The following is a 25,055-nucleotide window of genomic DNA, read 5'->3' on the forward strand; positions in this document are numbered from 1 at the left end:
TCACTCGCCGCGGTACAACTGGCGCTTGTCGATGTAGCGCACCACGCCGTCCGGCACCAAATACCAGACCGGGTCGCCCTGCGCGACCCTCGCCCGGCAGTCGGTGGAGGAGATCGCGAGCGCGGGAATCTCCACGAGCGAGACCCCGCCCTTGGGCAGTCCGTCGTCCGTGAGGTCGTGGCCCGGCCGGGTGACGCCGATGAAGTGGGCGAGCGAGAAGAGCTCCTCGGCGTCGCGCCACGTCAGGATCTGCGACAGCGCGTCGGCCCCGGTGATGAAGAAGAGGTCCGAGTCGCTGTTGAGGGAGCGCAGGTCCCGCAGGGTGTCGATGGTGTACGTCGGCCCGCCGCGGTCGATGTCGATGCGGCTCACCGAGAACTGCGGGTTGGACGCGGTGGCGATGACCGTCATCAGATAGCGGTCCTCGGGCGCCGAGACGGCCTTGTGGCTCTTCTGCCACGGCTGCCCGGTCGGCACGAACACCACCTCGTCGAGGTGGAACAGGGCGGCCACCTCACTGGCGGCCACCAGGTGTCCGTGGTGGATCGGATCGAACGTTCCGCCCATCACGCCGAGTCGGCGCTTGCCGCGGCCGCCAGTAGGCACTTCCTGCTCTCCCATGCGTGCAGAGCCTACTGGCACCACTTCGGGCGTCCGATCCGCGGTCGCCGGCTCAGCGGTCGCGGTTGAAGCGAGTCGTGATCCACAGCAGCAGGAGCAGCGCGCCGAGCGCGCCGAAACCGGTGAGGTAAGGGTTGAGGCTGTCGTGGTTGCCGCCGTGCTCGGCGGCACCCTCGGCGAGCGAGACCAGGTTGGCGGCGGTGCTGTGGAGGCTCATCTTCAGCAGGACCAATCGATCGGGGATGGGAGCGGAGACTTCGCGCACATCGTATGCGGGCCGTCCGGGCACGCTCACGCCGACTCAGTCGTTGTCACGGCGGTCGTACCCCGCGGTTGTCCGCTGTGCCTGAGTTATCCACAGGCTCCGGCACGTGGTGACCCCAGCGCCTAGGCTGGGATTCGTCAGGGGGACGAGCAAGGTCTCGTACGAACAGGGGGCATCCATGACCGAGAAGACCGACAACGGAAACGGGAACGTGCCGAGCAGGCAGCGCAAGCGCTTCCCCGGCATCTCCTCACGGGCCTACGAGCATCCGGCCGATCGCTCGGCGCTCGTCGCCCTGCGCAAGCTCACCGGTTTCGACACGGTCTTCAAGGCCCTGAGCGGGCTGCTGCCCGAGCGCAGTCTTCGACTGCTGTTCCTCTCCGACTCCGTGCGGGTGAGCGACGCGCAGTTCTCGCACCTCAACGACATGCTGAGGGACGCGTGTTACATCCTGGACCTGGAGAAGGTCCCGCCGATGTACGTCACCCAGGACCCCAAGCCGAACGCGATGTGCATCGGCCTGGACGAGCCGATCATCGTGGTCACCACCGGGCTCGTGGAGCTGCTCGACGAGGAGGAGATGCGGGCGGTCGTCGGCCACGAGGTGGGGCACGCCCTCTCCGGCCACTCGGTGTACCGCACGATCCTGCTGTTCCTCACCAACCTGGCGCTGAAGGTCGCCTGGATCCCGCTGGGCAACGTCGCGATCATGGCGATCGTGACGGCGCTGCGGGAGTGGTTCCGCAAGTCCGAGCTCTCGGCGGACCGGGCGGGCCTTCTGGTCGGCCAGGACCTCCATGCCTCGATGCGCGGTCTGATGAAGATCGCCGGCGGCAACCATCTCCACGAGATGAACGTGGACGCGTTCCTCGCCCAGGCCGACGAGTACGAGAAGGGCGGCGACCTGCGCGACTCCGTCCTGAAGATCCTCAATGTGCTGCCACGCTCCCACCCGTTCACCACCGTCCGGGCGGCCGAGCTGAAGAAGTGGTCCGAGACCCGCGACTACCAGCGGATCATGGACGGGCACTACCCGCGGCGGTCGGAGGACAAGGACACCTCGGTGACCGACTCGTTCCGGGAATCGGCCGGGCATTACGCCGAATCGGTGCGCACCAGCAAGGATCCGCTGATGAAGCTCGTCGGCGACATAGCGGGTGGGGCGGGCGACCTGGCGGGTGACCTGGGCGGCAAGCTGCGCAGCAGGTTCGGCGGCGGCCAGAACGGCAGCGGCCAGAACGGCGACAGCGGCGGAAGCAGCGGCCGGAACGGCAGCGGTCAGGGCGACGACGGTCAGAGCGACGGCAGCGGCGGTCAGAGCGAGGGCTGAGCGCTCGGGGCCAGGGTCCCGCAGAGCGAGGAGACGGCGGGCCGGCCCGTGGCGTACGGGTCGGTGACCGTCGGGTCGCCGGAGGCGGAGGTCCGCTCACCTGCCAGGAGCGGGCGGAAGGACCCGCTGGTGTCGGCGCCGCAGGCCTGTGGGCCGGCCTCGACCGTGCTCGTCAGCAGCTCCGCACGGTGCATCCGCAGGTCCTCGCGGTCGAAGCGGAAGTGCATCTCCCGGTGGACGGTGAAGAGGGATGCCTGGCCCACCGGACCGGGGCCGGAGGCGGCGGGGCGCAGGGCGTAGGTGAACGTGTGGTCCGCGGTGACCTCCAGCATGTCGGTGCCCGTCTCCGCGAAGCGGAGGGTGCCCTGGACGCGGACCGAGGGGTCGGCCAGGGCGGCCTTGGCCGGGTCGAAGCGCACGAGCCAGCCGGACACGGCGTGGCGGCCGTCGTCGAGGGAGGACTCGACGCTCCGGTCGAACTGCGCCAGCTGGTCGGGGTCGAGCAGCAGCCGGGCGGGACGGACTGTGACGCCGGCCAGCACCTCGGGCTCCAGCGAGGAGGCCACGAGGTAGTCCTTGGCGATGGTCAGGGCGGTCACCACCTGGCTCTCCGAGAAGTGGGTGGTGCGTCCGGTGACCGGGAGGTTGATGCCGGCGGCTCCGCTGCGGTGCGCGGCCGCGGGGCTGCGGGCGAACAGCTGGGCGGGCTCACCGCCCGCCACCGGGTCCTGCGGGGCGAGCGGGACCAGAGTGATCCGCAGTGGTTCCGCACGCTGGTCCATCGGGGGCTGGTAGGGGTTGCGCACACCGAGATAGATGGCCGTTCCGAAGGCGAGGAGGATCACCAGAACCAGCAGCACGGCCTGGCGTGAGCCGCTTCCGGCCTCCCAGGTGGAGCGGGGGCGCACGGCCTGGGAGTGCTCGCCCATCCGCTCCTCCGCGGAGAACTCCTGAAGCCGGGCAGCGCGGACGAACGACTCGTCGAAGACGACGGATCGGTACTCGTCCTCACCACCGCCGGGGTCGGGTACCGGCCCCTCAGGCGGGTCGCCACGCCCTGCCATACCTTCAGAGTAGGTCTGCGGAAGCCCTGGTAAACGCCCAGGTACACGACAAGTTCGGAAGAATTCCCCCGCATGGCGCTCCCCGGACCCGGGGGGTTCAAGGTGTGCGCGGGGCGGCGGGGACGGCGGGGACGGGAGGCCTGGAGTACTCCGCGGAGGCCGAGGGCGCGGTGACCGCGGGAGGGACGGCGCGCGGCTTGTCGATGCCGGTGGTGGCGGGGGCCGGGACCTGGTCCTGGCGGTTGGCGGAGGCGCCGCGGTAGACGGCGGTGAAGGCGAGGGCGACCATGCCGACGCCCATCACGAGGGCGAGCACCCAGGCGACCGGTCGGTGCCAGCGGGCGCTGCCCCGGTAGGGGCGCAGGGCGCCGCCGTGGCGTCCGTACGGCCCGGAGTCGTCGTCGCCGTACGCGTCGCCGTAGGGGCTGCCGAAGGGGTCCGAGGGGGCGTAGCCGTCCGCGTCCTCGTAGAGCTCGTCGTCGCCCTGTCCCCCGCCGGCGCGGGCGCGGGCGGCCTCCGCCTCGGCGCGGGCCTGTGCGGCGGCCAGGAGACGCTCCACGGCGGTCGGCTCGTGGACCTCGGCCGCCCGTACGAAGTCCTCGTCGAACACCACGGTGGCGAAGTCGTCGTCCGCGCCCCCGCGGTTGTCAGAGTTCTCGGGGTCCCCGCCGTCCGGGAACGGCCTGCCCCCCACGTCGTCCGGCACGTTTTTCAGAGTAGACCCGGGAGGTGGTTTTGGGCAGGGAGAGTGCGAACCATCCCTGTCCGTCCGAGGCCCCCGTGGCCCCGCGGGAGCGAGGCCGAACGGGGGAAATCGGGGGCGTTACCGGATGTGGCCGTCGCCGGTGACGATGTACTTCGTGGAGGTCAGCTCGGGCAGACCCATGGGGCCGCGGGCGTGCAGTTTCTGCGTCGAGATGCCGATCTCGGCACCGAAACCGAACTGGCCACCGTCGGTGAAACGGGTGGACGCGTTGACGGCGACCGTCGTGGAGTCGACCAGCTGGGTGAAGCGGCGGGCCGCGGCCTGCGAGGTGGTGACGATCGCCTCGGTGTGACCGGAGGTCCAGAGCCGGATGTGCTCGACGGCCTTGTCGAGCGAGTCGACGACGGCGGCGGCGATGTCGTAGGAGAGGTACTCGGTCTCCCAGTCCTCCGGGGTGGCCGGGACGACGGTGGCCTTGGAGCCCTCGGCGTGGGCGAGGACCCGCTCGTCGGCGTGGACGGTGACGCCGGCGTCGGCCAGGGCGGCGAGCGCGCGCGGCAGGAAGGCCTCGGCGATGTCCTGGTGGACGAGGAGGGTCTCGGCGGCGTTGCAGACGCTGGGTCGCTGGGCCTTGGAGTTGATCAGGATGTCGACGGCCATGTCCAGGTCGGCCTGGGCGTCGACGTAGACGTGGCAGTTGCCGGTGCCGGTCTCGATGACCGGGACGGTGGACTCCTCGACGACCGTGCGGATGAGCGAGGCACCGCCGCGCGGGATGAGGACGTCCACCAGGCCACGGGCGCGCATCAGCTCCCGTACCGATTCGCGGGACTCGCCGGGGACGAGCTGGATGGCGTCGGCGGGCAGGCCGGCGCCACCGACGGCGTCGCGCAGGACCTTCACCAGGGCGGTGTTGGAGGCGTAGGCGGAGGACGAGCCACGCAGGAGCACGGCGTTGCCGGACTTGAGGCAGAGGGCGGCGGCGTCCACGGTCACGTTCGGCCGGGCCTCGTAGATGATGCCGACGACGCCGAGCGGGACGCGGACCTGGCGCAGGTCGATGCCGTTCGGGAGGGTCGAGCCGCGGACGACCTCACCGACCGGGTCGGGCAGTGCGGCCACGTCCCGGACGTCGGCGGCGATGGCCCGGACCCGCTCCGGGGTGAGGGTGAGGCGGTCGATGATCGACTCGCTGGTGCCGGCCTCGCGGGCGCGGGCGACGTCCTCGGCGTTGGCCTCGACGATCTCGGCGGCGCGGACCTCCAGGGCGTCCGCGATGGCGAGCAGGGCGTCGTCCTTCGCCGCGCGCGGAAGTGGCGCGATTTCGGCGGCGGCCCCGCGGGCCTGGTAGGCGGCCCGGGTGACCGGGGACAGGTTGTCGAGGGGCGTGAGCGAGGTCATGTCCGCAGGGTACTGGCACGCCTGCGGACATCCCGCATGTATCCCGTACGTATCCCGCACTCCGAGACGCCTCCGACGAGGGAGGCGACCCTCCGTACGGGTGTCAGTACGGGTGGACCCCCACCGGCGCGGCCGGTGGGGGTCCGTATCCCTCGGCGATGCGCTGGTGGTAGGTCTCGCGGTCGATGACCTCCAGGCCGACGATCTCCCAGGGCGGCAGCTTGGCGGTCTGCCGGTGCTCGCCCCACAGCCGCAGCGCGACCGCCGCGGCATCGTGCAGGTCACGGGCCTCTTCCCAGTAGCGGATCTCCGCGTGATCATTGGCGTAGCGACTGGTCAGCAGGAAGGGATGGTCGTGGGCCAGCTGCTCCAGGGCGCGCCTGACCTCCTTCAGTGGGGCCTCGGCCCCCGAGACGCTGAGGGTGATGTGCCAGAGTTTCGAGGCGACCACCGCCCTCTCCTCACCGCGTGCCTCAGCTGTCTCGGTGTCCTGGCCCTCGTCGAAGTCGGCTCCGGCCTCGACACTGGTCAGGGCGCGTTCGGCAGTCCCGCGGGGCGGTGCCCCTGGGCGCGCTCGTCTCACCGGCGGCCTCCTGTTTGATGCGTGTGGTGCTGTACCCCGCCTTGTCTTGCCCCCGAGACAAAGTTGACCAGCCCGAGGCGGCACGTGGGGCGGTTTTGGTAAAGGTCTCTACCGGATGGCCGGAGTTTCGGCCGTTTCCCCACACACCGAGACCCACCCCACGCCACCCCGGGCCGCGCCCTCAGCGCCACCCCGTGCAAGCGCCCCCGTCGCCACCCCGCGCCGCGCCCTCGTCACCGACCGCGCGGCGCCCCCGTCTCAGGCCCTGACGACGACCAGGTCGTCCCGGTGGACGACCTCCCGCTCGTACTCCGGTCCCAGGTCCCTGGCGAGCTCCGGCGTGGAGCGGCCGAGCATCCGGGGGATCTCCTTGGCGTCGAAGTTGACGAGGCCACGGGCGACGGCCCGGCCGTGGGTGTCCCGGAGCTCGACCGGGTCGCCCGCCACGAACTCCCCCTCGACGGCCGCGATCCCGGCCGCGAGCAGCGACTTCTTGCCCTCGACGACGGCCCGTACGGCACCGTCGTCCAGGGTCAGGTGGCCCTGCGGGGTGGAGGCGTGGGCGAGCCACAGCAGCCGGTCGGCCGAGCGGCGGCCGGTGCGGTGGAAGTACGTGCCGGTGTCGCGGCCGGTGAGAGCGTCGGCGGCGCGGCTGGCGGAGGTGAGCACCACGGGAATGCCCGCGGCGGCGGCGATCCGGGCGGCCTCGACCTTGGTGACCATGCCGCCGGTGCCGACCCCGGCCTTGCCCGCGGAGCCGATCTCGACATGGGCGATGTCCTCGGGACCGGTGACCTCCGCGATCCGGGAGGTGCCCGGCTTGGACGGGTCGCCGTCGTAGAGCCCGTCGACGTCCGAGAGCAGCACCAGCAGATCGGCGCGGACGAGATGGGCGACCAGGGCGGCGAGCCGGTCGTTGTCGCCGAAGCGGATCTCGTCGGTGGCGACGGTGTCGTTCTCGTTGACGACCGGCAGGGCGCCCATGGCGAGGAGCTGGTCGAGGGTCCGGTAGGCGTTGCGGTAGTGGGCGCGGCGGCTGGTGTCGTCGGTGGTGAGCAGCACCTGTCCGACGCGTACGCCGTAGCGGGCGAAGGAGGCGGTGTAGCGGGCGACCAGGAGGCCCTGGCCGACACTGGCGGCGGCCTGCTGGCGGGCGAGGTCCTTGGGGCGGCGCGTGAGGCCGAGCGGGGCGAGGCCGGCGGCGATGGCGCCGGAGGAGACCAGCACGATCTCCTTCTCGCCGCCGCTGCGGGCCTTGGCGAGGACGTCGACGAGGGCGTCGACCCGGTCCGCGTCGAGGCCCCCGGCCGCGGTGGTCAGTGAGGACGAGCCGACCTTGACGACGATCCTGCGGGCTTCCGTCACGTACTGCCTTGCCACTGTCACCTGTACCGCCGTCACCTGCGTCGTCCTCATTCGGCTGTCACGCGGCAATCTACGCGAGCCGGGACGCCCGCCGCCCGTCCATTCCGGTGGATGGAACGGGCGGGCGGTGTGCGCGCGCCGCGCCGGAAGAGGGCGTGGCGAGGTCTTCCGTCAGCGGTTTCCGTCAGCGTCTTCCCTCAGCGGTTTCCGTCAGCGGCTGGCGACGGGGTCGGAGGCGGCCTCGGCATCACCGGCGGCGCCGGTCGCCGGCTTCCTGCCGCCGGGCACGAGGATCTTCCGCGACAGCAGATAGGTGAACGGGATGGCCACGACGGCAGCGACGAGCGGAGCGATCCGGTCGTCCATCCCGGCCCAGGTCACCAGTGCGTAGAGGCCGATGCTCTGCACCAGGTAGTTGGTGACGTTGGTGAGCGGGAAGAGCGCGAACTTCTTCCAGGTGGGCCGGGTGCGGTAGGTGAAGTAGGTGTTCAGGAAGAACGAGCCGACCATGCTGAGCACGAAGGCGAGGGAGTAGGCGGCGAAGTACGGCATCCACGGGTGCAGCAGCAGATAGCAGCCGTAGAAGGTGCCGGTGTTGATGCCGCCCACCAGGGCGAAGCGGACGATCTGGCCGAGCTGTCCGCGCATGAGCTGCCCGCGCATCACATCTCCCGGTCGGTCGCCGCGGCGCGGACGCGGGCGGCGCCGTCCAGGCGAGGGTCGCGGCCGTGGGCCGCCAGATGGCGGTGGGTCTCCTTCACCAGGAAGTGCGGCCGGCGCTTGGTCTCGTAGTAGATACGGCCGATGTACTCACCGATCAGCCCCAGCATGACCATCTGGACGCCGCCGAGACCGACGATGATCGCGACGAGGGTCACGTAACCGGGGGCGCTGACGCCCTGCGTGAGGGCGGTCACCGTGATCCACGCGACGTACAGCGCGGCGATCCCGACGAGCGTGAGGCCGAGCCAGATCGCGATGCGCAGCGGCCGGTTGTTGAAGGAGATCAGCCCGTCCATGCCGTAGTTCAGCAGGGAGCCGAACTTCCACTTCGTCTCCCCCGCCTCGCGCGCGGCGTTCTGGTAGTCGAACGTGACGGTGTCGAAGCCGATCCAGGAGAAAAGGCCCTTGGAGAAGCGGTTGTACTCGGGCAGCGACAGCAGCGCGTTCACTGCCGGGCGGGAGAGCATACGGAAGTCTCCCACGCCGTCGGTGAGTTCGACGTCGACCCATTTGTTGACGGCACGGTAGTAGAGCCTGCTGAGGGCGCTGCGGACCTTCTTGTCGCCCTCGCGGGTGCGGCGGGCGATGATCTGGTCGTGGCCGCGCTCGTGCAGTTCGAGCATGCGCGCGATGAGCTCCGGCGGGTGCTGGAGATCCGCGTCCATGATCACGACGGCGTCGCCGGTGGCCTCGCGGAGCCCGGCGAGCATCGCGGCCTCCTTGCCGAAGTTGCGGCTGAAGGAGACGTAGCGGGTCTCCTTCGGGAACCGGGTGGCGAGGGCGCGCAGCCGGAGGGCGGTGCCGTCCTCGCTGCCGTCGTCGACGTAGCAGAGCTCGTACTCGACGGGCAGGCCGGTGAGGACCTCACGAATCCGGGTGTCGAACTGGTCGATCACCGCTTCCTCGTTGAAGCAGGGGACAACGACGGAGATCTTGGTCATGAGCGCTGGCTCCTGGGCGAGGGGCGAGGAGTACGGGTTCGCACGGTGTGGGTCACGGCCACGGCGAGGAGCAGCGCCGCGGCGGCACCGCTCGCGGCGAGGCCGAGCCTCAGTCCGGGGGTGCGGAAGGAACAGGACAGTTCCGAGGCGCCGTCTCCGAGCTCGACGGCCATCAGTCCGCCGAGCGTCCGGGGGGCGCGCGCCTGGCCTCCGTCGACCGAGCAGCGCCAGCCGGGCGTCGCGGGGACGGAGACCACCGCGGTGCCCTTGGTGCCGGGCGCGAAGGTGGCGCTGATGCTGTGGCCGGCGGTCTCGACGCGGTTGGGCCCGGTGTCGCGCAGATGGCGCACGGTCCGGTCGAGCGCGGCGCGGTCGAGGCAGCCGATCGGGTGCTCCGGGAGGAACTGGCCGCGGGCCGAGTGGATCGTGGCGGTGATCCTGCCGTCGGCCGGGACGGTCCCGAGGCGGATCAGCGGCATGCTGGTCATCGCGTACTTGCCGTCCACCTTGACGGTCTTGCCGAGCACTCGGACCCGTCCGTTCAGCCAGGGCGTGTAGAGGTACGCCTCGGTGCCCGCGGTGCAGGCCGCGGTGAACGTCGTGCCCCTGCTGCCCGGACGGTCGGCCTTGAGCGGCCACCCTCGGCCGGGGACGAGCGCGGTGTCCGTACCGCCCGGCGTTATGGCCGCGGCGGGGACGAACGCGGGCACCTCGTAGAGCTTCGCGCCGAGCACCCGCTCCTGACGGGCGAAGATCGTGGGGTCGCCGGTGGTCCCGTCGAGGGCGGTGCCGGCCGGACGCAGGGTGACGACGGGCGGGGCGGTGGCGGTCCGCTGGACGAAGCCGACGCCTCCGCGCCTGCGTTCGAGGTAGCTGCTCACGCCCATGATCGCGCGGCCGACCGGGTCGTTGAAGCTGCGCGTGTGACGGCCCTGGATGTACCAGCCGGTGCCGAGCCGCTGCAGGGTGTCGGCGGTGGTCGCCGGCAGATAGCTGCTGTAGTACTCGCCGCCCTGGCCGGCGAGCAGCATGGGGTCGTTGTTGGCGACCGCGTGCGGGCCCGGGTCGGTACGGGTCGCGGGCCACGCGTCCGTCGCCTTCAGCTGCTTGTACGCGGCCAGCGACCGGCTGTCGTACGTGCGCTTGGGCTGCCACCACTCCATGGAGTCGCGGAGCCGCGTCGTGGTCAGGACGGCGACGGCCGAGGAGAGGAAGACGTATCCGGCCAGGGCGAGGACCACTCCCCCGTGGACCCGGCGGTCGGACCGGTAGCGGTGGAGCGCGAGGAGCAGGGCGAGGCAGACGAGTCCGCCGACGGCGAGGAGCCAGGGGCCGCGGGTCATGTACCGCGTGGTGCTCACGCAGGCGGCCAGGACCAGGACCACCGCCGCGCCGCGGAGCAGTTCCCCGGGGCGGGGTCCGCGGGCGAGGGCCAGCCAGGCGACGCACACGAGCACGGCGGTGAGGGCGATCGCGGCGCGGTAGGGGCTGCCGTTGGGCATGGCCAGTCCGTGCCAGAGCAGGATCGTGGGCTCCCAGACCAGGGAGACACCCATGGCCACGGTCAGACCCAGCCAGGCGAGCCGCTCCTTGCGCGGCACCCTGCCCATGAACGGGTAGGTGGCGACCAGGAGCAGCGCGAACATGCCGACGGAGATGTGGGGTGCCCGGCCGATCAGCCCGCCGGGGAAGAGGTGCGCCAGGTATTCGGTGACGGCCGGCGCGCCCTTGTAGACGGCCTCGGGCGCGGGCTGGGACAGCTTGCTCGCTTTGAGGCTCACCGTGAGCACGGGGGCGGCGAGCAGGATGCCGGTGACGGTCATGGAGGCGGCGCGCGCGAGGACGCGGCCGCGCTCCACGGCGGGCCGCTCGGCCGCGGCCGGCCGCTCGTCGAGCAGGATCCGTACGAGCAGCACGAGCCCCATGCCGAGGGTGGCCATCGCCGCGGTGTAGAAGTTGCCCGCCCAGCAGACGGTGACGAGCAGGGCGCCGAGCACCCAGCGCCGGCAGTCCAGACACCAGTCGTACGCGATGCCCAGGACCGGGAAGGCGACCAGGCCCCACATCCACATGGGGTCGGAGAAGCCGTCCGTGATCATCCAGGCGCTCAGTCCGAAGCCGACGGAGAGCAGGGCGCGGAGCCAGGGACTGCCCGCGTGGAGGCGGCCCAGGAAGACGGTCATCAGACCCGCGGCGAGCCCGACGCTGAGGAGAGTGACAAGGAACACGGGGAACTCGACGCCGTCCCGGGGGAAGACCCCGACCAGCCACGAGAACGGGTTCATCAAATAAGTGAAGAAGTCCGCGAGAAACGGTGTGCCGTAACCGCTTGCCCAGTTGAAGACGAGGTCGCCGGAGGTGTCGCCGTGCATCAGGTCACGCAGGCGGGCGTGGAACGGCACGAACTGGTTGCCGAGGTCGTTCACCGCGCGGGACCGGCCGCCGAAGGGGTACGTGCCCTGGACGGCCATGGCCAGGCAGTACGCCCCCATGGACGCCAGGGCGGCGAACCATGCCGCCGCGAGCTGGGGTCTTCGGTTCCACCGGGGTTCACGGGCGGCCGGTGTCTCCAGAGACGCGGCGTCGGCCCTCCGGAGGCGAGCGGCCGTGTCAGGTGCGGGATTCAGCATGGGGGCCGTCCATGGGCTCCACGTTCCTGAAGGCCCCCCGCCCCCTGGATGTCCCACCTGGTCAGCATATGTACTTTCCGTCACCCTCTGTCATGAAACGGTCGCAGAAAGAGGCTAAGGCCTTATCTGCACGCATCTGCTAGACGGGGACGGAGCCGAATGGGTTGCCCCTTAAAATCGACGAATCCGATCGAGGAGAGTCGCTCGATCGCCCAGGCCCGGCCTCCCGGCCCGGACGCCCCCGGAGCATCGGACCGTCGGAAAGTGAACGCGAGGTACCGTTGTGGCAGCCTGCGCAAGACAAATGGATCGAGGTGCCAGTGCCTGACGTCTCAGTGATCGTCATCGCCTACAACGACGCGGAGCGTCTCCCTACGGCCGTGCGATCGGTGTTGGACCAGACACTGCAGAGCGTCGAAGTCGTGATCGTCGACGACTGCAGCAAGGACCGCACCTTCGAAGTCGCCCAGGAACTGGCAGCCGCGCACCCGGAGCAGGTCCGGGCCTACCAGCTGCCCGAGAACAGCGGCGCGGGCGGCGAGCCCCGCAACGTCGGCATCGGCCACGCGCGGGGCCGCTACGTCATGTTCCTCGACAGTGACGACGTCCTGGAGCTCAACGCCTGCCGCAACATGGTCTCAGCCGCCGAGGAGACGCAGGCCGACATGGTGTCGGGTCTCTGCGTGCGCCTCACCAAGGACACGCGCAACGAGAAGCGCAACGAGTGGTACCCGTGGCTCTACTCGACGACCCGGACCCTGGACTCGGTCGCCGAGCTCCCCGACCTGTTCGTGTGGGACACCCTCTCCACGAACAAGTGCTATCGCCGCGACTTCCTCGTCGACAACGCGCTGCGCTTCCCCAAGGGGATGTTCTACGAGGACCTGATGTTCATCGCCGAGGCCTACCTCGCCGCGAAGAAGATCACCCTCATCCCCAACCAGGTCTACTTCTGGCACGTCTACGAGCAGGCCAAGGTCAAGTCGGTCACCAACAGCCGGCACGAGATGCGGAACTACCAGCACCGGCTGGAGATCCACCGCCGTATCGACGCGCTCCTCGACCAGCACGGCATGGAGGAGATGCGGGCGGCCAAGGACGTCAAGTTCCTCAAGCACGACCTCGTCCTCCATCTGCGTGATCTCCCCTTCCGGGACGAGGCGTACCGCCGCGAGTTCGCCGAGGTGTCCCTCGCGTACCTCCAGGGGCTGGACCGTGAGGCGTACGGCAAGGCCGCCAAGATCCAGGCGATCTGCGCGTACCTTCTGGAGAAGGGCGACTGGGACAACCTGCTGCCCGCCGTGGACACCCTGATCCACCGTGACAAGCTCTCCTCGCCTCTCGTCCAGCGCGACGGTCGTATCTACTGGTGCGACGAGCACCTCGACGACCCGTTCGGCCGGGAGGTGCTCGACGTCACGGACCTCGGCTACCACCAGAAGCCGATCAACAAGCTGTTCCTGCGCAACGAGCTCACCGAGTACACGGAGTCCGACGGCACCGCGCGGCTCGCCGGCCGGATCACCAACCCGCTGGAGATCGTCAAGCCCGGCGACACGCTCACGGCGGAGCTGGAGTTCCAGGCCCGCCGCCGCAGCCTGCAGACGTTCGTCTTCCCCGTCACGACGCTGCGCCACGACGGCGAGAGCCTCCACTGGTCGACCACGGCCGACATCAGCTCCAAGCTGCGGCCTCTCGGCATCATCGACTCGGTGTGGGACGTCCGCGTCAACCTCACGGTGAACGGGGTACGCACCCAGACCCGCCTCACCGTCGAGCAGAGCGACCTGGGCGGCGGCGCGCTTCCCGTCAAGCCACGGCTGACGCGACTGGTGGGCGACCACATAGAGCCTCACCCCACCGCCAAGGGCCACCTCGCCTTCCGCCTCTCCACCAAGGGCGACACCGAGCGGATCGAGGAGCTGCTCCAGCGCGGCCTGCAGGGCAAGCCGGGCCGGCTCGTGAAGTCCGGGTACCGCCGCGCCAAGGAACTGCGCAAGACGCTCACCTCCGGCGACACCAAGCTGCGGCTCTACCACGAGGTCTACAGCCGACTGCCCGTCAAGAAGCGGACGGTCGTCTTCGAGAGCCAGCTGGGCAAGCAGTACAGCGACAGCCCGCGCGCGATCTACGAGGAGATGCGCAGGCAGGGACTGGACTTCCAGGCCATCTGGTCGTACGCGGGGACCCCGAAGGACTTCCCCAAGGACGCCCAGCTGGTACGCCGCTGGTCGCTGCCGTACCTGAAGGCCCTGGCGCGCGCCGAGTTCTGGGTGGACAACCAGAGCTATCCGCTGCGTCTGGCCAAGCGTCCCGAGACGACGTACATCCAGACCTGGCACGGCTCCGCGCTCAAGAAGATGGGCTTCGACCAGCCCAACCTCAAGGCGAAGACGCGGCAGCAGCAGGAGGCTCAGCAGAAGCACCTCGACCGCTTCGACCACTTCCTGGTGCGTTCGGAGCACGACGTACGGACGTTGGCCAAGGCCTTCCGGCTGAAGGACCAGACGCTGCTGCGGTCCGGCTACCCGCGCAACGACGTCCTGGTCCAGGCCAGGCAGCGTGAGGAGGAGGCGGGCTCCCGCGTGCGCGGACCGCTCGCCGAGAAGCTCGGGATCCCGGCGGACAAGACCGTGCTGCTGTACGCACCGACGTTCCGTACGTCGGGCAAGGAGAGCCAGTTCGCCCTGCCCTTCGACGTGGAGCGCTTCGCCGAGGAGTTCGGCGACCGCTTCGTCCTGCTGGTGCGCGCGCACTACTTCAACCACGTGGTGCTCCCGCCCAACGTGGCGGGCAAGATCATCGACGTCTCGTCGGAGCACGACGTGATGCCGCTGATGGAGCTCGCCGACGCGCTGATCACGGACTACTCCTCCGTGATGTTCGACTACGCGCTGCTCGACCGGCCGATGCTGTTCTTCACGTACGACTACGAGACCTACGTCCACGAGGACCGCGGCACGTACTTCGACCTGCTCGAGCACGCGCCCGGCCCGGTCTTCCGGACGGAGGAGGAGCTGCACGAGGCCGTGCGGAACCTCGACTCCGAGGGCCGGGAGTTCTGCGACGCCCGCAAGCGCTTCGTGGCCGAGTTCGGCGAGTACGACCAGGGCAACGCCGCGCAGTCCATCGTGCAGCAGTTCTTCTCCCGGTGGAGCCGTTGATGACCGAAGTGATGACCCCGACGACGACCGACCAGCGGACCACCACGTCCCGCGACATCATCCTCGTCTCCAACAGCGTCGACGAGCTCGGCGGAATCACCAGCTGGTCGCACCAGATGGCCCGGCTCTTCAGCGAGCGCGGGCACGCGGTGCACGTGGTCGGCGTCGTTCCCGCCCCGGAAGGGCGGCGTGCCGACCTCGGTGACGACCTGCCCTACCGGACGACGACGCTGTACGACGTCCATCCGCCGTCCTTGAAGCCGCTGCGGGGCATCAAGGGCAAGCTGGACCTGGTCGAGCGCCGGCGCAGGGCCGCTCGCGCGGCCGGCATGCGCCGGGAGGCCGCCAAGCTCACCGCGATCTTCCGCGCCGCGCGGCCGGGATCCGTCGTCATCGTGACGCAGGTCTGGGCCATGGAGTGGGTCGCTCTCGCGGACACCTCGGGGCTGCGCGTGGTCGGCATGAGCCACGAGTCCTTCGAGACGTGCCGCAACTCGTCCCGCTTCCAGCGGGTCAAGCAGTTCTACAAGGACGTCGACCGGATGCTCGCGCTGACCCGTGAGGACGCGGACCTCTGGATCCGGCAGCGCTTCGACCATGTCGGGGCCATGCCGAACCCGCTGCCGTTCTTCCCCGAGGAGCCGTCACCGCGCACGGCCAAGGTCGTGGTCAGCATCGGTCGTCTGCACGAGGAGAAGGGCGTCGACCTGCTCCTCGAAGCCTGGTCCGAGGTGGCGCCCCGGCACCCCGAGTGGACCCTGCGCCTCTACGGCTCCGGCGAGGAGGAGGCGGCGCTGAGGAAGCAGACGGAGCAGCTGGGCCTGACCTCATCGGTCGAGTTCATGGGGCGTACCAGTGACGTACCGGGGGCTCTGAAGGACAGCTCGCTGTTCGCGCTGTCGTCCCGGGGCGAGGGCTTCCCGCTGGCGCTCATGGAGGCCATGGCCACGGCGGTGCCGTGTGTCGCCTTCGATGTCGCCCCCGGCGTCCGCGAGATCATCACGGACGGTGAGAACGGCCTCATCGTGCCACCCGGCAACACCGCGGAGTTCGCCCGCAAGCTCGACCGGCTGATCTCGGACAAGGAGCTGCGCGACCGCATGGGCGAGCAGGCCCGTACCGACATCCAGCGTTACTCGACGGACGAGATCGTGGCCCGCTGGGAGAACCTCTTCACGCTGCTGGACCGCTAGGTCGAAGAGCGAAAAAGGGAGGGCCGCCCGTGACGGGCGGCCCTCTTTCCTGCGCTCGGACGGCAGTGGTCAGACGGAGACCCCGCGACGGGCGACCCAGCCGGCCCACGCGGAGCTGATCATCTCGCGGACGTCGTGACGGGCCTTCCAGTCCAGCTCCGAGGCGATACGGTCCGCGGCGGCGACCACCCTGGCCGGGTCGCCGGGGCGGCGCGGGGTGACGACGGGGGCGATCGAGTGGCCGGTGATCTCGTTGATCAGGTCGATCATCTCGCGGACGGAGACACCCTCGCCGCGGCCGATGTTGACGGTCAGGTCGCGCGTCTCCCCGGCGTCCGCCCACGTGGCGAGCTTGCGCGCGGCGACGAGGTGGGCGTCGGCGAGGTCCTCGACGTGGATGTAGTCGCGGATGCACGTGCCGTCGGGGGTGGCGTAGTCGTCACCGAAGATCCGCGGGGCTTCGCCGGCGTCGAGCCGCTCGAAGACCATCGGGACCAGGTTGAACACGCCGGTGTCGGCCAGCTCGGGGGTCGCGGCACCGGCCACGTTGAAGTAGCGCATGCAGGCCGTGGAGATGCCGTGCGCCTTGCCGGCCGCGCGGGCCAGCCACTCGCCGACGAGCTTCGTCTCGCCGTACGGGCTCATGGGCAGGCACGGCGTGTCCTCCGTGACGAGGTCCACGTCCGGCATGCCGTAGACCGCGGCCGAGGAGGAGAAGAGGAAGTTGCGCACACCGGCGGCGGCCACCGCCTCCAGGAGCACGGTCAGGCCCTGCACGTTCTCGCGGTAGTAGTGCAGGGGCTGCTCGACGGACTCGCCGACCTGCTTCTTCGCCGCCAGGTGGACCACACCGGTCACACCGTGCTCGGCGATGGTCCGGTCCAGGACGTCACGGTCCAGGGTCGAACCGACCACCAGGGGTACGCCCTCCGGGATCCGCTCGGCGTACCCCGTGGACAGGTCGTCGAGGACGACAACCCGCTCGCCGGCCTGCGTCATGGCGCGGACCACGTGCGAGCCGATGTATCCGGCGCCTCCGGTGATCAGAAAAGTCATTACGCACCAAATCCCTTCGCTAAGAACTGCGGGAGAGTCGACGGAGCCTGGCCCTGACCGCCCGGAGCCCGTCACGGGCGCCCGGTGCGAGCCGCAAGGCGAGCGAGCCGTTCGCCGTCGTGTACTGCTGCACCAGCAGTACACCGTACCGGCTGCTCGGGACGACCGAGCGACGCTGGCCGCCGTCCGGCAGCCGGAGCGCCGTCGTGAAGGACCCGCCGTCCGCGCAGGTCACCGTGGCCCGAATGTCCCACAGCTGGATGCCCCGGCGCCTCCGGCGGCGGCCGGCCCGGGCCAGGGAGGTGAGACCGGCCGGAACGCGGGCGGTCCAGCCGCCCTCCCCCTCGGCGAGTTCCGTCCGCTCGGTGCGGGCGGGCTCGTCCGATCCGCGGGGCAGGAACGCGACCTCGATGGTCCGGGGGCCGGCCGCGCGCAGCCGGCCGTACAGATCGCGGACCGTGAGGCGCAGCTCGCCGGTCCCGCCGGTGTGCAGACCCGCGTCGACGACCACCGGGAGCTCGGCCAGGGGCAGGGTGTCCATGCCGTCCAGCTCCGCGTCGGGGACGTCCAGCGACCAGACCGCGACGTCCTCGCTCCGCGCGTACGGCGGGAGCAGACGGGCCGGCTCGGCGGCCAGCCGGGCCAGCCGGAGCAGGTCACGCGGCTCCTTGGACGCCAGTACGAACCGGGCCGCCCAGCGCGCGGGCGCGGCGGCGGCGGCGATCTCGCTCTCGTCGAACGCCCCGATGTGGTCCCGGGTCAGCGCCCACCACTCGGACTGGTAGTCGGCGTCGCGGAGCCTCAACTCGCGGGCGTACAGGCACAGATCGTGTTCGAGGAACTTGGTGCGGCAGGCGGCGGCGAGCTCGGCGCGGCCGGCTTCCGAGAAGGTCTCCACGGCCTTGCGATGGGCGGCGATACGGGCCTGCCAGTTGGCGACGCCCTCCCGGTCCAGGGAGATCGACAGCTGCTCGGCGGCGCGCCGCACGTGCCAGACGTAGACCGTGTCGGGGATCACCGCGACGCGCGGCGCGGCGGCCAGGACGCGGGCGGTGAAGAGGAAGTCCTCGTAGATGAAACGGCCGTCGGGGAACCGGATGCCGTGCTCGACCAGAAAGGACCGGGCGTAGATCTTGTTGACGCAGAGCGTGTCGTGGACCAGCGGTGCGAGGTCCGTCACGCTCTCCAGGAGGGCCGGCTCCCGGTAGAGCCCGGGCTGCCAGCGCACATCGCGGCCCTCGGGCAGTTCGCGCCGTACGCAGACACCGACCGCGACGGGGGTCCGGTGCCGCTCGGCCGCCGTGACCAGGGCCTCGGCCGCGCCCTCGGGCAGGATGTCGTCGCTGTCGAGGAACATCACGTAGGGGGCGGTGGCCGCCTGCACACCGTCGTTACGGGGGGTGCCGCAGCCGCCGCTGTTCTCCGTACGGTGGACGACCCGCACACGGGGGTCGCGCGCGGCCCACTCGTCCAGGACCTTCGCGGTGCCGTCGCTCGACGAGTCGTCGACGGCCACGACTTCCGCGACCACGGGTCCCTGGTCGAGAGCGGACCGGATCGCTTCGCCGACCAGCGCCTCGTCGTTGTAGGCGATGACCACGACACCGAGCGTGCCTTCTGGCGTGGGTGGGGGGACGCTACTCACACCGAGGATCCTACGGGAGCGGCCGACGTCGCCGACCGGCCGCTCCCCGCGGTCCGGCAGGACCTAGAAGGGGTTGAAATCGTCGAACTCGCGCTGCGCCTCGTCCCGCTCCGCGTCGCGGTCGCGGCGGCGCTGTGCGGCCGGGCGCGGGGCCTCGAGGCGGTGGTCCTCGCCGCGGCGGCCGAGCATCTCGGCGCCGGCCATCATCGTGGGCTCCCAGTCGAAGACGACCGCGTTCTCCTCGGCACCGATCGCGACGCCGTCGCCCGAGCGGGCACCCGCCTTCATCAGGGCGTCCTCGACGCCGAGGCGGTTGAGGCGGTCGGCCAGGTAGCCGACGGCCTCGTCGTTGCTGAAGTCGGTCTGGCGGACCCAGCGCTCCGGCTTCTCGCCACGCACCCGGTAGACATCCTCGGCCTCGTCGTAGGTGACGGTGAAGCCGGCGTCGTCGACCGCCTTCGGGCGGAGGACGATCCGCGTCGACTCCTCCTTCGGCTTGGCCGCGCGCGCCTTCGCGACGATGTCGGCCAGCGCGAAGGACAGCTCCTTCAGACCCGTACGGGCCACGGCCGAGGCCTCGAAGACCTGGTAGCCGCGCGCCTCCAGGTCCGGGCGGATCATGTCCGCCAGGTCCTGGCCGTCCGGGATGTCGATCTTGTTGAGGACGACGATGCGGGGGCGGTCGTCGAGGCCGCCGTACTGCCGCAGCTCCTCCTCGATGACGTCGAGGTCGCTGACCGGGTCACGGTCGGACTCCAGCGTCGCCGTGTCCAGGACGTGGACGAGCACCGAGCAGCGCTCCACATGGCGCAGGAACTCGAGGCCCAGGCCGCGGCCCTGGCTGGCGCCCGGGATCAGGCCCGGCACGTCGGCGATCGTGTAGACGGTCGAGCCGGCGGTGACGACGCCCAGGTTCGGCACGAGGGTGGTGAAGGGGTAGTCCGCGATCTTCGGCTTGGCGGCCGACAGGACGGAGATGAGCGAGGACTTGCCCGCGCTCGGGTAACCCACCAGCGCCACGTCGGCGACGGTCTTCAGCTCCAGGACGATGTCCCGCGCCTCGCCGGGCTCGCCGAGGAGCGCGAAGCCGGGGGCCTTGCGGCGGGCGGAGGACAGCGCGGCGTTGCCGAGGCCGCCGCGGCCGCCCTGACCCGCGATGAAGGTGGTGCCCTGGCCGACCAGGTCGGCGAGGACGTTGCCCTGCTTGTCGAGGACGACGGTGCCGTCGGGCACGGTCAGGACGAGGTCCTGGCCGTCCTTGCCGGAGCGGTTGTCGCCGGCACCGGGCTGACCGTTGGTCGCCTTGCGGTGCGGAGAGTGGTGGTACTCGAGGAGCGTGGTGACGGCCTGGTCGACGACCAGGATCACATCGCCGCCACGGCCGCCGTTGCCGCCGTCGGGGCCGCCGAGCGGCTTGAACTTCTCCCGGTGTACGGAGGCGCAGCCGTGGCCTCCGTTACCCGCGGCGACATGCAGCTCGACGCGGTCCACGAAGGTGGTCATGGTGGTGCCTCCAGTTACTTCTGGGTGGAATGTCTATCTAGTAACACGCGAAAGGCGGACCCGCTTCCCTGCCGGGAAGTGAGGTCCGCCTCCGCAAAAGAACCGATCAGGCGACCGGAACGATGTTCACGACCTTGCGGCCACGGTGGGTGCCGAACTGCACCGAACCGGCCTGCAGGGCGAACAGCGTGTCGTCGCCGCCACGGCCGACGCCGGCGCCCGGGTGGAAGTGGGTGCCACGCTGACGGATCAGGATCTCACCGGCGCTCACGACCTGACCGCCGAAGCGCTTCACGCCGAGCCGCTGAGCGTTGGAATCGCGACCGTTCCGAGTGGACGATGCGCCCTTCTTGTGTGCCATCTCTCCTCAGTCCCTTACTTCGCAGCCGTGGGGATGCCGGTGACCTTGATCGCCGTGTACTGCTGGCGGTGGCCCTGGCGACGGCGGTAGCCGGTCTTGTTCTTGTAGCGAAGGATGTCGATCTTCGCGCCCTTGTGGTGGTCCACGACCTCGGCCGTGACCTTGATACCGGCCAGCACCCACGGGTCGCTGGTCACGGCGTCGCCGTCGACAACGAGCAGGGTCGAGAGCTCGACCGTGTCGCCAACCTTGGCAGTGGAAATCTTGTCAACCTCAACGATGTCGCCGACAGCAACCTTGTGCTGGCGACCACCGCTGCGCACGATGGCGTACACGCGGATCTCTCTCTCACTCGGGAACGGTCCCCTGATGCCAGCCGCTCACACGGGCCGGAGCCCGCGATGATCCGGAAGTGGACGAGCGGCCTCTCCCGGCGGACCGGGAGGAGGGTGCTCAGGGGGGTGGCGCGTCATACGACACGCCGACGGTCAAGGTTACGGGCCGGTGCCTCAAGGGGTCAAATTCGGTGACTTCGACCTCTGGGGCGGTGTGGGCCGTCCGCTAGAGGACGGCCCACACCGGCCGCGTCAGTCCTGCGTGGGGGCGGCCGTCTTCTTGGTGGCGGCCTTCTTCGCAGTGGTCTTCTTCGCCGCGGTCTTCTTGGCCGTCGCCGTCTTCTTGGTGGCGGCCTTCTTCGCGGTGGCCTTCTTGGCCGTCTTGCGGGCGGCCGTCTTCTTGGCCGGGGCGGCGGCCTCGGTCCCGGTCTCTGCCTCGACGTCCGCGGCGGGCGCCTCGACCGGGGCCGGGGTCTCGACCGGAGCCGGGGTCTCGACGACCACGACGGCGGCCTCCTCGGCGCCCGCGGGCGAGCCGGCGGGGGCGGTCACCTTACGGACGACACGACGACGGGCCCTCGGGGGGGCGGCCACGGGGGCCTCCTCGACGACCGGCTTCTCGGCCACGGGCTCGGGCTCCGGCGCGACGACCGGCTCCGGCGCCAGGGCCGGGACGGCCTCCACGAGCGGCTCCGGCGTCGGGGCCGGGGCGGGCGAACCGGCCGGGGCCGTCGCCTTGCGGGTGGCACGGCGGCGGGCACGAGGAGCCGGGGCGGCCTCCTCGGCGGCGGCCGGGGCCTCGGCGACGGGCTCGGCCTCGACGACCGGCTCGGGCTCCGGCTCCGGCTCCGGGGCGGCCTCGACGACCGGCTCGGGCTCGGGCGCGGCGACGACCGGCGGGCCGGCCGGCGCGGACACCTTGCGGGTGGCGCGACGGCGACCACGGCCACGCGTGGCGGCGGCCTCGGCCTCGGCGGCGCTGCTGTACAGCTCCTCGTCCGGGCGGAAGGGCTCCTCCACGGCGACCGGAGCGGCGACCTCCGCGGCCAGCTCGGCCTCGGTCTCGGTCTCCAGCGGCTCCACCGCCTCGGCCTCGACGGCCGCGGTGTCCTCGACGTGCTCGTGCTCGTGGTGCTCGGCACCGCCACGGCCGCGCTTCTTCGCGCGCTTGCCGCCGCCACCGCCGCCGGGGGCGGTCGGCTGCTCCATGTGCACGATCACGCCACGCCCGTTGCAGTGGACGCAGGTCTCGGAGAAGGACTCCAGGAGGCCCTGGCCGACCCGCTTACGGGTCATCTGGACCAGGCCCAGCGAGGTGACCTCGGCCACCTGGTGCTTGGTCCGGTCACGGCCCAGGCACTCCAGGAGGCGGCGCAGCACCAGGTCGCGGTTGGACTCCAGGACCATGTCGATGAAGTCGATGACGACGATGCCGCCCAGGTCGCGCAGGCGCAGCTGGCGCACGATCTCCTCGGCCGCTTCGAGGTTGTTCCTCGTCACGGTCTCCTCGAGGTTGCCGCCCTGCCCGGTGAACTTGCCGGTGTTGACGTCGACGACGATCATCGCCTCGGTCTTGTCGATCACCAGCGAGCCACCGCTCGGCAGCCAGACCTTGCGGTCCAGCGCCTTCATGAGCTGCTCGTCGATCCGGTACGTCGCGAAGACGTCGACCTCGCTCGTCCACCTGGACAGGCGGTCGGTCAGGTCCGGGGCGACGTGGTGCACGTACCCGTGGATGGTCTCCCACGCGTCGTCGCCGCTGACGATGACCTTCGTGAAGTCCTCGTTGAAGATGTCGCGGACGACCCGGACGGTCATGTCCGGCTCACCGTAGAGAAGGGTCGGGGCGTTGCCGCTCTTCGCCTTCTTCTGGATCTCCTCCCACTGCGCCTGCAGACGCTCGACGTCACGGCGCAGCTCGTCCTCGCTCGCGCCCTCGGCGGCGGTGCGCACGATGACGCCCGCGTCCTCGGGGACGATCTTCTTGAGGATGGTCTTCAGGCGCGCGCGCTCGGTGTCCGGGAGCTTGCGGCTGATGCCGGTCATCGAGCCCTCGGGGACGTACACGAGGTAGCGGCCCGGCAGGGAGACCTGGCTGGTCAGACGGGCGCCCTTGTGGCCGATCGGGTCCTTCGTCACCTGGACGAGGACCGGCTGGCCGGACTTGAGGGCGGTCTCGATGCGGCGCGGCCCGTTGGCCATGCCGAGCGCCTCGAAGTTGACCTCACCGGCGTACAGGACGGCGTTGCGGCCCTTGCCGATGTCGACGAAGGCGGCCTCCATGGACGGCAGGACGTTCTGGACCTTGCCCAGGTAGACGTTGCCGACGTACGAGGTGGCCTGCTCCTTGTTGACGTAGTGCTCGACGAGCACGTTGTCCTCGAGGACGCCGATCTGGGTGCGCTCGCCGTTCTGGCGGACGACCATGACGCGCTCGACGGCCTCACGGCGGGCCAGGAACTCGGCCTCGGTGATGATCGGGACGCGGCGGCGGCCCTGCTCGCGGCCTTCGCGGCGGCGCTGCTTCTTCGCCTCCAGACGGGTCGAGCCCTTGATCGACTGGACCTCGTCCGCGCCCGTGCCGGGCTCGGCCTTCTCGCGGGCCGGGCGGGGCTCGCGGACCTTGACGACCGTACGGACGCCGTCGTCCTCGCCACCCTCGGCGTCGCCGGTGTCCCCGCTGCGGCGGCGACGACGGCGACGGCGGCGCGAGCTGCTGGAGCCGGCGGCGGACGGCGTGCCGCCCTCGTACTCGTCGGACTCCTCGGCCTCCTCCTCGGACTCCTCGTCCTCGGCGCGGGCCTCCTCCGCCTCGTCGGTCTCGTCCGACTCCTCCGTCTCGGCGAGCTCACCGCGACGACGGCGACGGCCGCCACGGCGGCGACGGCGGGACGGACGGTCCTCGTACTCGTCGGACTCCTCCGCCTCCACGGCCTCGGTCTCGGGCTCCTCGGCCTCGACCTCGGGCTCGTCCGCGACGATGGCCGGCACCGGCTCGACGGCGACGGGCTCGGCGGCGGGCTCGCCCCGACGGCGGCGGCGACGGCGGCCGGCGGGCTCGGGACGCTCGACGACCTCCTCGACCGCCTCCACGGTCTCGACGGCGGCCTCTTCCTCCTCCTCCGGCTCCACGGCCTCGGCGGCAGCGGCGGCGGCCGCGGTCTCCGGGGTCTGGAACATGGGCTCGGTGAAGACCGGGGCCTGGAAGACGGCGACGGCGGGACGCGCGGCGCGACGGCCGCGAGGCGTGTCCTCCTCGGCCTTCGGGGCGACGACCGGCTCGGCGGTGAACTGCGGCGCGGTGGCGCGGCGGCGGGTACGGCCACGGGTCGCGGCCTTCTCGGCGGCGACGACCTCGGGCTCCGCCTCTTCGGCGGTGATCTGCGCGACGGTCTCCTGGGGCAGGCTCTCGCCCGCCGCCTCGGCGGCCGGCTCCGGGGAGGTGGCCTTACGGGTCGCACGACGGCGCGTACGGGCCGGGGCCGGCTCCTCGACGGGAGCGGACTCCTGGACCGGGGTCTCCGCCACGACCGGTGCGGGGGCGGTCTCGGGCTCGGCCGCGACGACGGGCTCCGGGGAGGTGGCCTTACGGGTGGCACGGCGGCGCGTACGGGCCGGGGCGGGCTCCTCGGCGGGAGTCTCCTCCGCGACCGGCGCGGGGGTGGTCTCGGCCTCGGCCGCGACGACCGGCTCCGGGGAGGTGGCCTTACGGGTGGCGCGGCGCCGCGTACGGGCCGGGGCCGGCTCCTCGGCGGAAGCGGGCTCCTCCGCGACCGGCGCGGCGGCGGCCTCGGCCGCGACGACCGGCTCCGGGGAGGTGGCCTTACGGGTGGCACGGCGGCGCGTACGCGGCGCGGGCTCCTCCGTGGGCTCCGGCGCGGCGGCCGGCGTCTCCACGACGACCTCGGCCACGGTGTCGGTGGCCTCCGCCGCGACCGGCGGACCGGCGGGGCGGGAAGCCGCTCGGCGCCTGCGGCGCGGAGGCAGCTTGTCACCAGGTGCGTTGTTGTTCTCGCTGTTTTCTTGCTCGAGCATGCGGGCGGTTCTCCCGTCACGCCCCCGGGCGCCGCGCCTTGTTCCGGTCCGGCGGCACGATCGCGCGAATCTGCGCGGTGCCGCCGTCCGGGGCGCGGGCGCCGCACGGGAGCTGATGTCTGGCTCGCCGGTTC

Annotated in this window: 19 protein-coding genes; 3 read left to right on the forward strand and 16 right to left on the reverse strand. The window is 71.1% G+C overall.

Annotated features, from left to right (window positions below; translation table 11 throughout):
- Positions 1-621: a nicotinate-nucleotide adenylyltransferase gene (gene nadD / locus ACFYV5_RS20350; RefSeq protein ID WP_355115848.1), complete on the reverse strand. Its 621-nt coding sequence runs from the start codon at positions 619-621 to the stop codon at positions 1-3.
- A 52-nt stretch (positions 622-673) separates the two neighbouring features.
- Positions 674-838, reverse strand: a complete 165-nt coding sequence (locus ACFYV5_RS20355) for a hypothetical protein (RefSeq protein WP_329120641.1) — start codon at positions 836-838, stop codon at positions 674-676.
- Between the two features lie 226 nt (positions 839-1,064).
- Between ACFYV5_RS20355 and ACFYV5_RS20360 the strand changes: the two genes are divergently transcribed.
- Positions 1,065-2,216, forward strand: coding sequence for a M48 family metallopeptidase (locus tag ACFYV5_RS20360; protein ID WP_389170209.1), 1,152 nt, complete (start codon positions 1,065-1,067; stop codon positions 2,214-2,216).
- Here the strand turns inward: ACFYV5_RS20360 and ACFYV5_RS20365 are convergent.
- The 8 genes from ACFYV5_RS20365 to ACFYV5_RS20400 form a co-directional block, all read right to left on the reverse strand.
- A complete protein-coding gene (locus ACFYV5_RS20365; protein WP_389170212.1) occupies positions 2,201-3,280 on the reverse strand; it encodes a hypothetical protein in 1,080 nt (359 codons plus the stop codon). The genes ACFYV5_RS20360 and ACFYV5_RS20365 overlap by 16 nt on opposite strands.
- Positions 3,281-3,377: 97 nt before the next feature.
- Complete coding sequence (locus ACFYV5_RS20370) at positions 3,378-3,986, reverse strand: hypothetical protein (RefSeq protein WP_389170215.1); 609 nt, start codon at positions 3,984-3,986, stop codon at positions 3,378-3,380.
- A gap of 117 nt (positions 3,987-4,103) precedes the next feature.
- Positions 4,104-5,387, reverse strand: coding sequence for a glutamate-5-semialdehyde dehydrogenase (locus ACFYV5_RS20375; RefSeq protein WP_355115839.1), 1,284 nt, complete (start codon positions 5,385-5,387; stop codon positions 4,104-4,106).
- A 103-nt stretch (positions 5,388-5,490) separates the two neighbouring features.
- A complete protein-coding gene (locus tag ACFYV5_RS20380; RefSeq protein WP_389170218.1) occupies positions 5,491-5,970 on the reverse strand; it encodes a hypothetical protein in 480 nt (159 codons plus the stop codon).
- Positions 5,971-6,228: 258 nt separating this feature from the next.
- The gene (gene proB / locus ACFYV5_RS20385) at positions 6,229-7,356 is read right to left on the reverse strand and encodes a glutamate 5-kinase (protein ID WP_355115835.1); all 1,128 of its coding nucleotides are present in this window, start codon (positions 7,354-7,356) and stop codon (positions 6,229-6,231) included.
- Positions 7,357-7,545: 189 nt separating this feature from the next.
- A complete protein-coding gene (locus ACFYV5_RS20390) occupies positions 7,546-7,998 on the reverse strand; it encodes a GtrA family protein (protein ID WP_389170222.1) in 453 nt (150 codons plus the stop codon).
- The gene (locus ACFYV5_RS20395; RefSeq protein ID WP_355115831.1) at positions 7,998-8,999 is read right to left on the reverse strand and encodes a glycosyltransferase family 2 protein; all 1,002 of its coding nucleotides are present in this window, start codon (positions 8,997-8,999) and stop codon (positions 7,998-8,000) included. The genes ACFYV5_RS20390 and ACFYV5_RS20395 overlap by 1 nt, the downstream gene beginning before the upstream one ends.
- Positions 8,996-11,629 carry a YfhO family protein gene (locus ACFYV5_RS20400; protein ID WP_389170226.1) on the reverse strand — a complete coding sequence of 878 codons (2,634 nt, stop codon included), beginning with the start codon at positions 11,627-11,629 and terminating at the stop codon, positions 8,996-8,998. The genes ACFYV5_RS20395 and ACFYV5_RS20400 overlap by 4 nt, the downstream gene beginning before the upstream one ends.
- A gap of 320 nt (positions 11,630-11,949) precedes the next feature.
- Between ACFYV5_RS20400 and ACFYV5_RS20405 the strand changes: the two genes are divergently transcribed.
- Both ACFYV5_RS20405 and ACFYV5_RS20410 read left to right on the forward strand, forming a co-directional pair.
- Positions 11,950-14,793, forward strand: a complete 2,844-nt coding sequence (locus ACFYV5_RS20405; RefSeq protein WP_389170228.1) for a CDP-glycerol glycerophosphotransferase family protein — start codon at positions 11,950-11,952, stop codon at positions 14,791-14,793.
- A complete protein-coding gene (locus ACFYV5_RS20410; protein ID WP_355115825.1) occupies positions 14,793-15,986 on the forward strand; it encodes a glycosyltransferase family 4 protein in 1,194 nt (397 codons plus the stop codon). Before ACFYV5_RS20405 ends, ACFYV5_RS20410 begins: the two co-directional genes overlap by 1 nt.
- A gap of 69 nt (positions 15,987-16,055) precedes the next feature.
- Here the strand turns inward: ACFYV5_RS20410 and galE are convergent, their stop codons facing one another.
- The 6 genes from galE to ACFYV5_RS20440 all read right to left on the reverse strand — a co-directional run bounded on the left by galE (position 16,056) and on the right by ACFYV5_RS20440 (position 24,921).
- Positions 16,056-17,042: a UDP-glucose 4-epimerase GalE gene (gene galE / locus ACFYV5_RS20415; protein WP_389170232.1), complete on the reverse strand. Its 987-nt coding sequence runs from the start codon at positions 17,040-17,042 to the stop codon at positions 16,056-16,058.
- 19 nt (positions 17,043-17,061) lie between these two features.
- Complete coding sequence (locus tag ACFYV5_RS20420) at positions 17,062-18,687, reverse strand: glycosyltransferase family 2 protein (RefSeq protein ID WP_389170234.1); 1,626 nt, start codon at positions 18,685-18,687, stop codon at positions 17,062-17,064.
- Between the two features lie 63 nt (positions 18,688-18,750).
- Positions 18,751-20,190: a GTPase ObgE gene (gene obgE, locus ACFYV5_RS20425; protein WP_355115819.1), complete on the reverse strand. Its 1,440-nt coding sequence runs from the start codon at positions 20,188-20,190 to the stop codon at positions 18,751-18,753.
- 106 nt (positions 20,191-20,296) lie between these two features.
- Complete coding sequence (gene rpmA / locus ACFYV5_RS20430) at positions 20,297-20,551, reverse strand: 50S ribosomal protein L27 (protein WP_260226291.1); 255 nt, start codon at positions 20,549-20,551, stop codon at positions 20,297-20,299.
- A 14-nt stretch (positions 20,552-20,565) separates the two neighbouring features.
- Entirely contained in the window at positions 20,566-20,886 is a 321-nt protein-coding gene (gene rplU / locus ACFYV5_RS20435; RefSeq protein WP_114036861.1) for a 50S ribosomal protein L21, read from the reverse strand.
- A gap of 252 nt (positions 20,887-21,138) precedes the next feature.
- Positions 21,139-24,921, reverse strand: coding sequence for an Rne/Rng family ribonuclease (locus tag ACFYV5_RS20440; protein WP_389170239.1), 3,783 nt, complete (start codon positions 24,919-24,921; stop codon positions 21,139-21,141).
- Positions 24,922-25,055 lie beyond the last annotated feature (134 nt).

The organism is Streptomyces sp. NPDC003035 (assembly GCF_042888285.1).
Classification (GTDB): domain Bacteria; phylum Actinomycetota; class Actinomycetes; order Streptomycetales; family Streptomycetaceae; genus Streptomyces.

What these genes read in the sequence shown, in the direction of transcription:
- nadD (WP_355115848.1), bottom strand. Translation starts at nt 621, where the DNA reads ATGGGAGAGCAGGAAGTGCCTACTGGCGGCCGCGGCAAGCGCCGACTC.
- galE (WP_389170232.1), bottom strand. Translation starts at nt 17,042, where the DNA reads ATGACTTTTCTGATCACCGGAGGCGCCGGATACATCGGCTCGCACGTG.
- ACFYV5_RS20410 (WP_355115825.1), top strand. Translation starts at nt 14,793, where the DNA reads ATGACCGAAGTGATGACCCCGACGACGACCGACCAGCGGACCACCACG.
- ACFYV5_RS20400 (WP_389170226.1), bottom strand. Translation starts at nt 11,629, where the DNA reads ATGCTGAATCCCGCACCTGACACGGCCGCTCGCCTCCGGAGGGCCGAC.
- ACFYV5_RS20440 (WP_389170239.1), bottom strand. Translation starts at nt 24,921, where the DNA reads ATGCTCGAGCAAGAAAACAGCGAGAACAACAACGCACCTGGTGACAAG.
- ACFYV5_RS20365 (WP_389170212.1), bottom strand. Translation starts at nt 3,280, where the DNA reads ATGGCAGGGCGTGGCGACCCGCCTGAGGGGCCGGTACCCGACCCCGGC.
- rpmA (WP_260226291.1), bottom strand. Translation starts at nt 20,551, where the DNA reads ATGGCACACAAGAAGGGCGCATCGTCCACTCGGAACGGTCGCGATTCC.
- ACFYV5_RS20395 (WP_355115831.1), bottom strand. Translation starts at nt 8,999, where the DNA reads ATGACCAAGATCTCCGTCGTTGTCCCCTGCTTCAACGAGGAAGCGGTG.
- ACFYV5_RS20360 (WP_389170209.1), top strand. Translation starts at nt 1,065, where the DNA reads ATGACCGAGAAGACCGACAACGGAAACGGGAACGTGCCGAGCAGGCAG.
- ACFYV5_RS20390 (WP_389170222.1), bottom strand. Translation starts at nt 7,998, where the DNA reads ATGCGCGGGCAGCTCATGCGCGGACAGCTCGGCCAGATCGTCCGCTTC.
- obgE (WP_355115819.1), bottom strand. Translation starts at nt 20,190, where the DNA reads ATGACCACCTTCGTGGACCGCGTCGAGCTGCATGTCGCCGCGGGTAAC.
- ACFYV5_RS20355 (WP_329120641.1), bottom strand. Translation starts at nt 838, where the DNA reads ATGAGCCTCCACAGCACCGCCGCCAACCTGGTCTCGCTCGCCGAGGGT.
- ACFYV5_RS20375 (WP_355115839.1), bottom strand. Translation starts at nt 5,387, where the DNA reads ATGACCTCGCTCACGCCCCTCGACAACCTGTCCCCGGTCACCCGGGCC.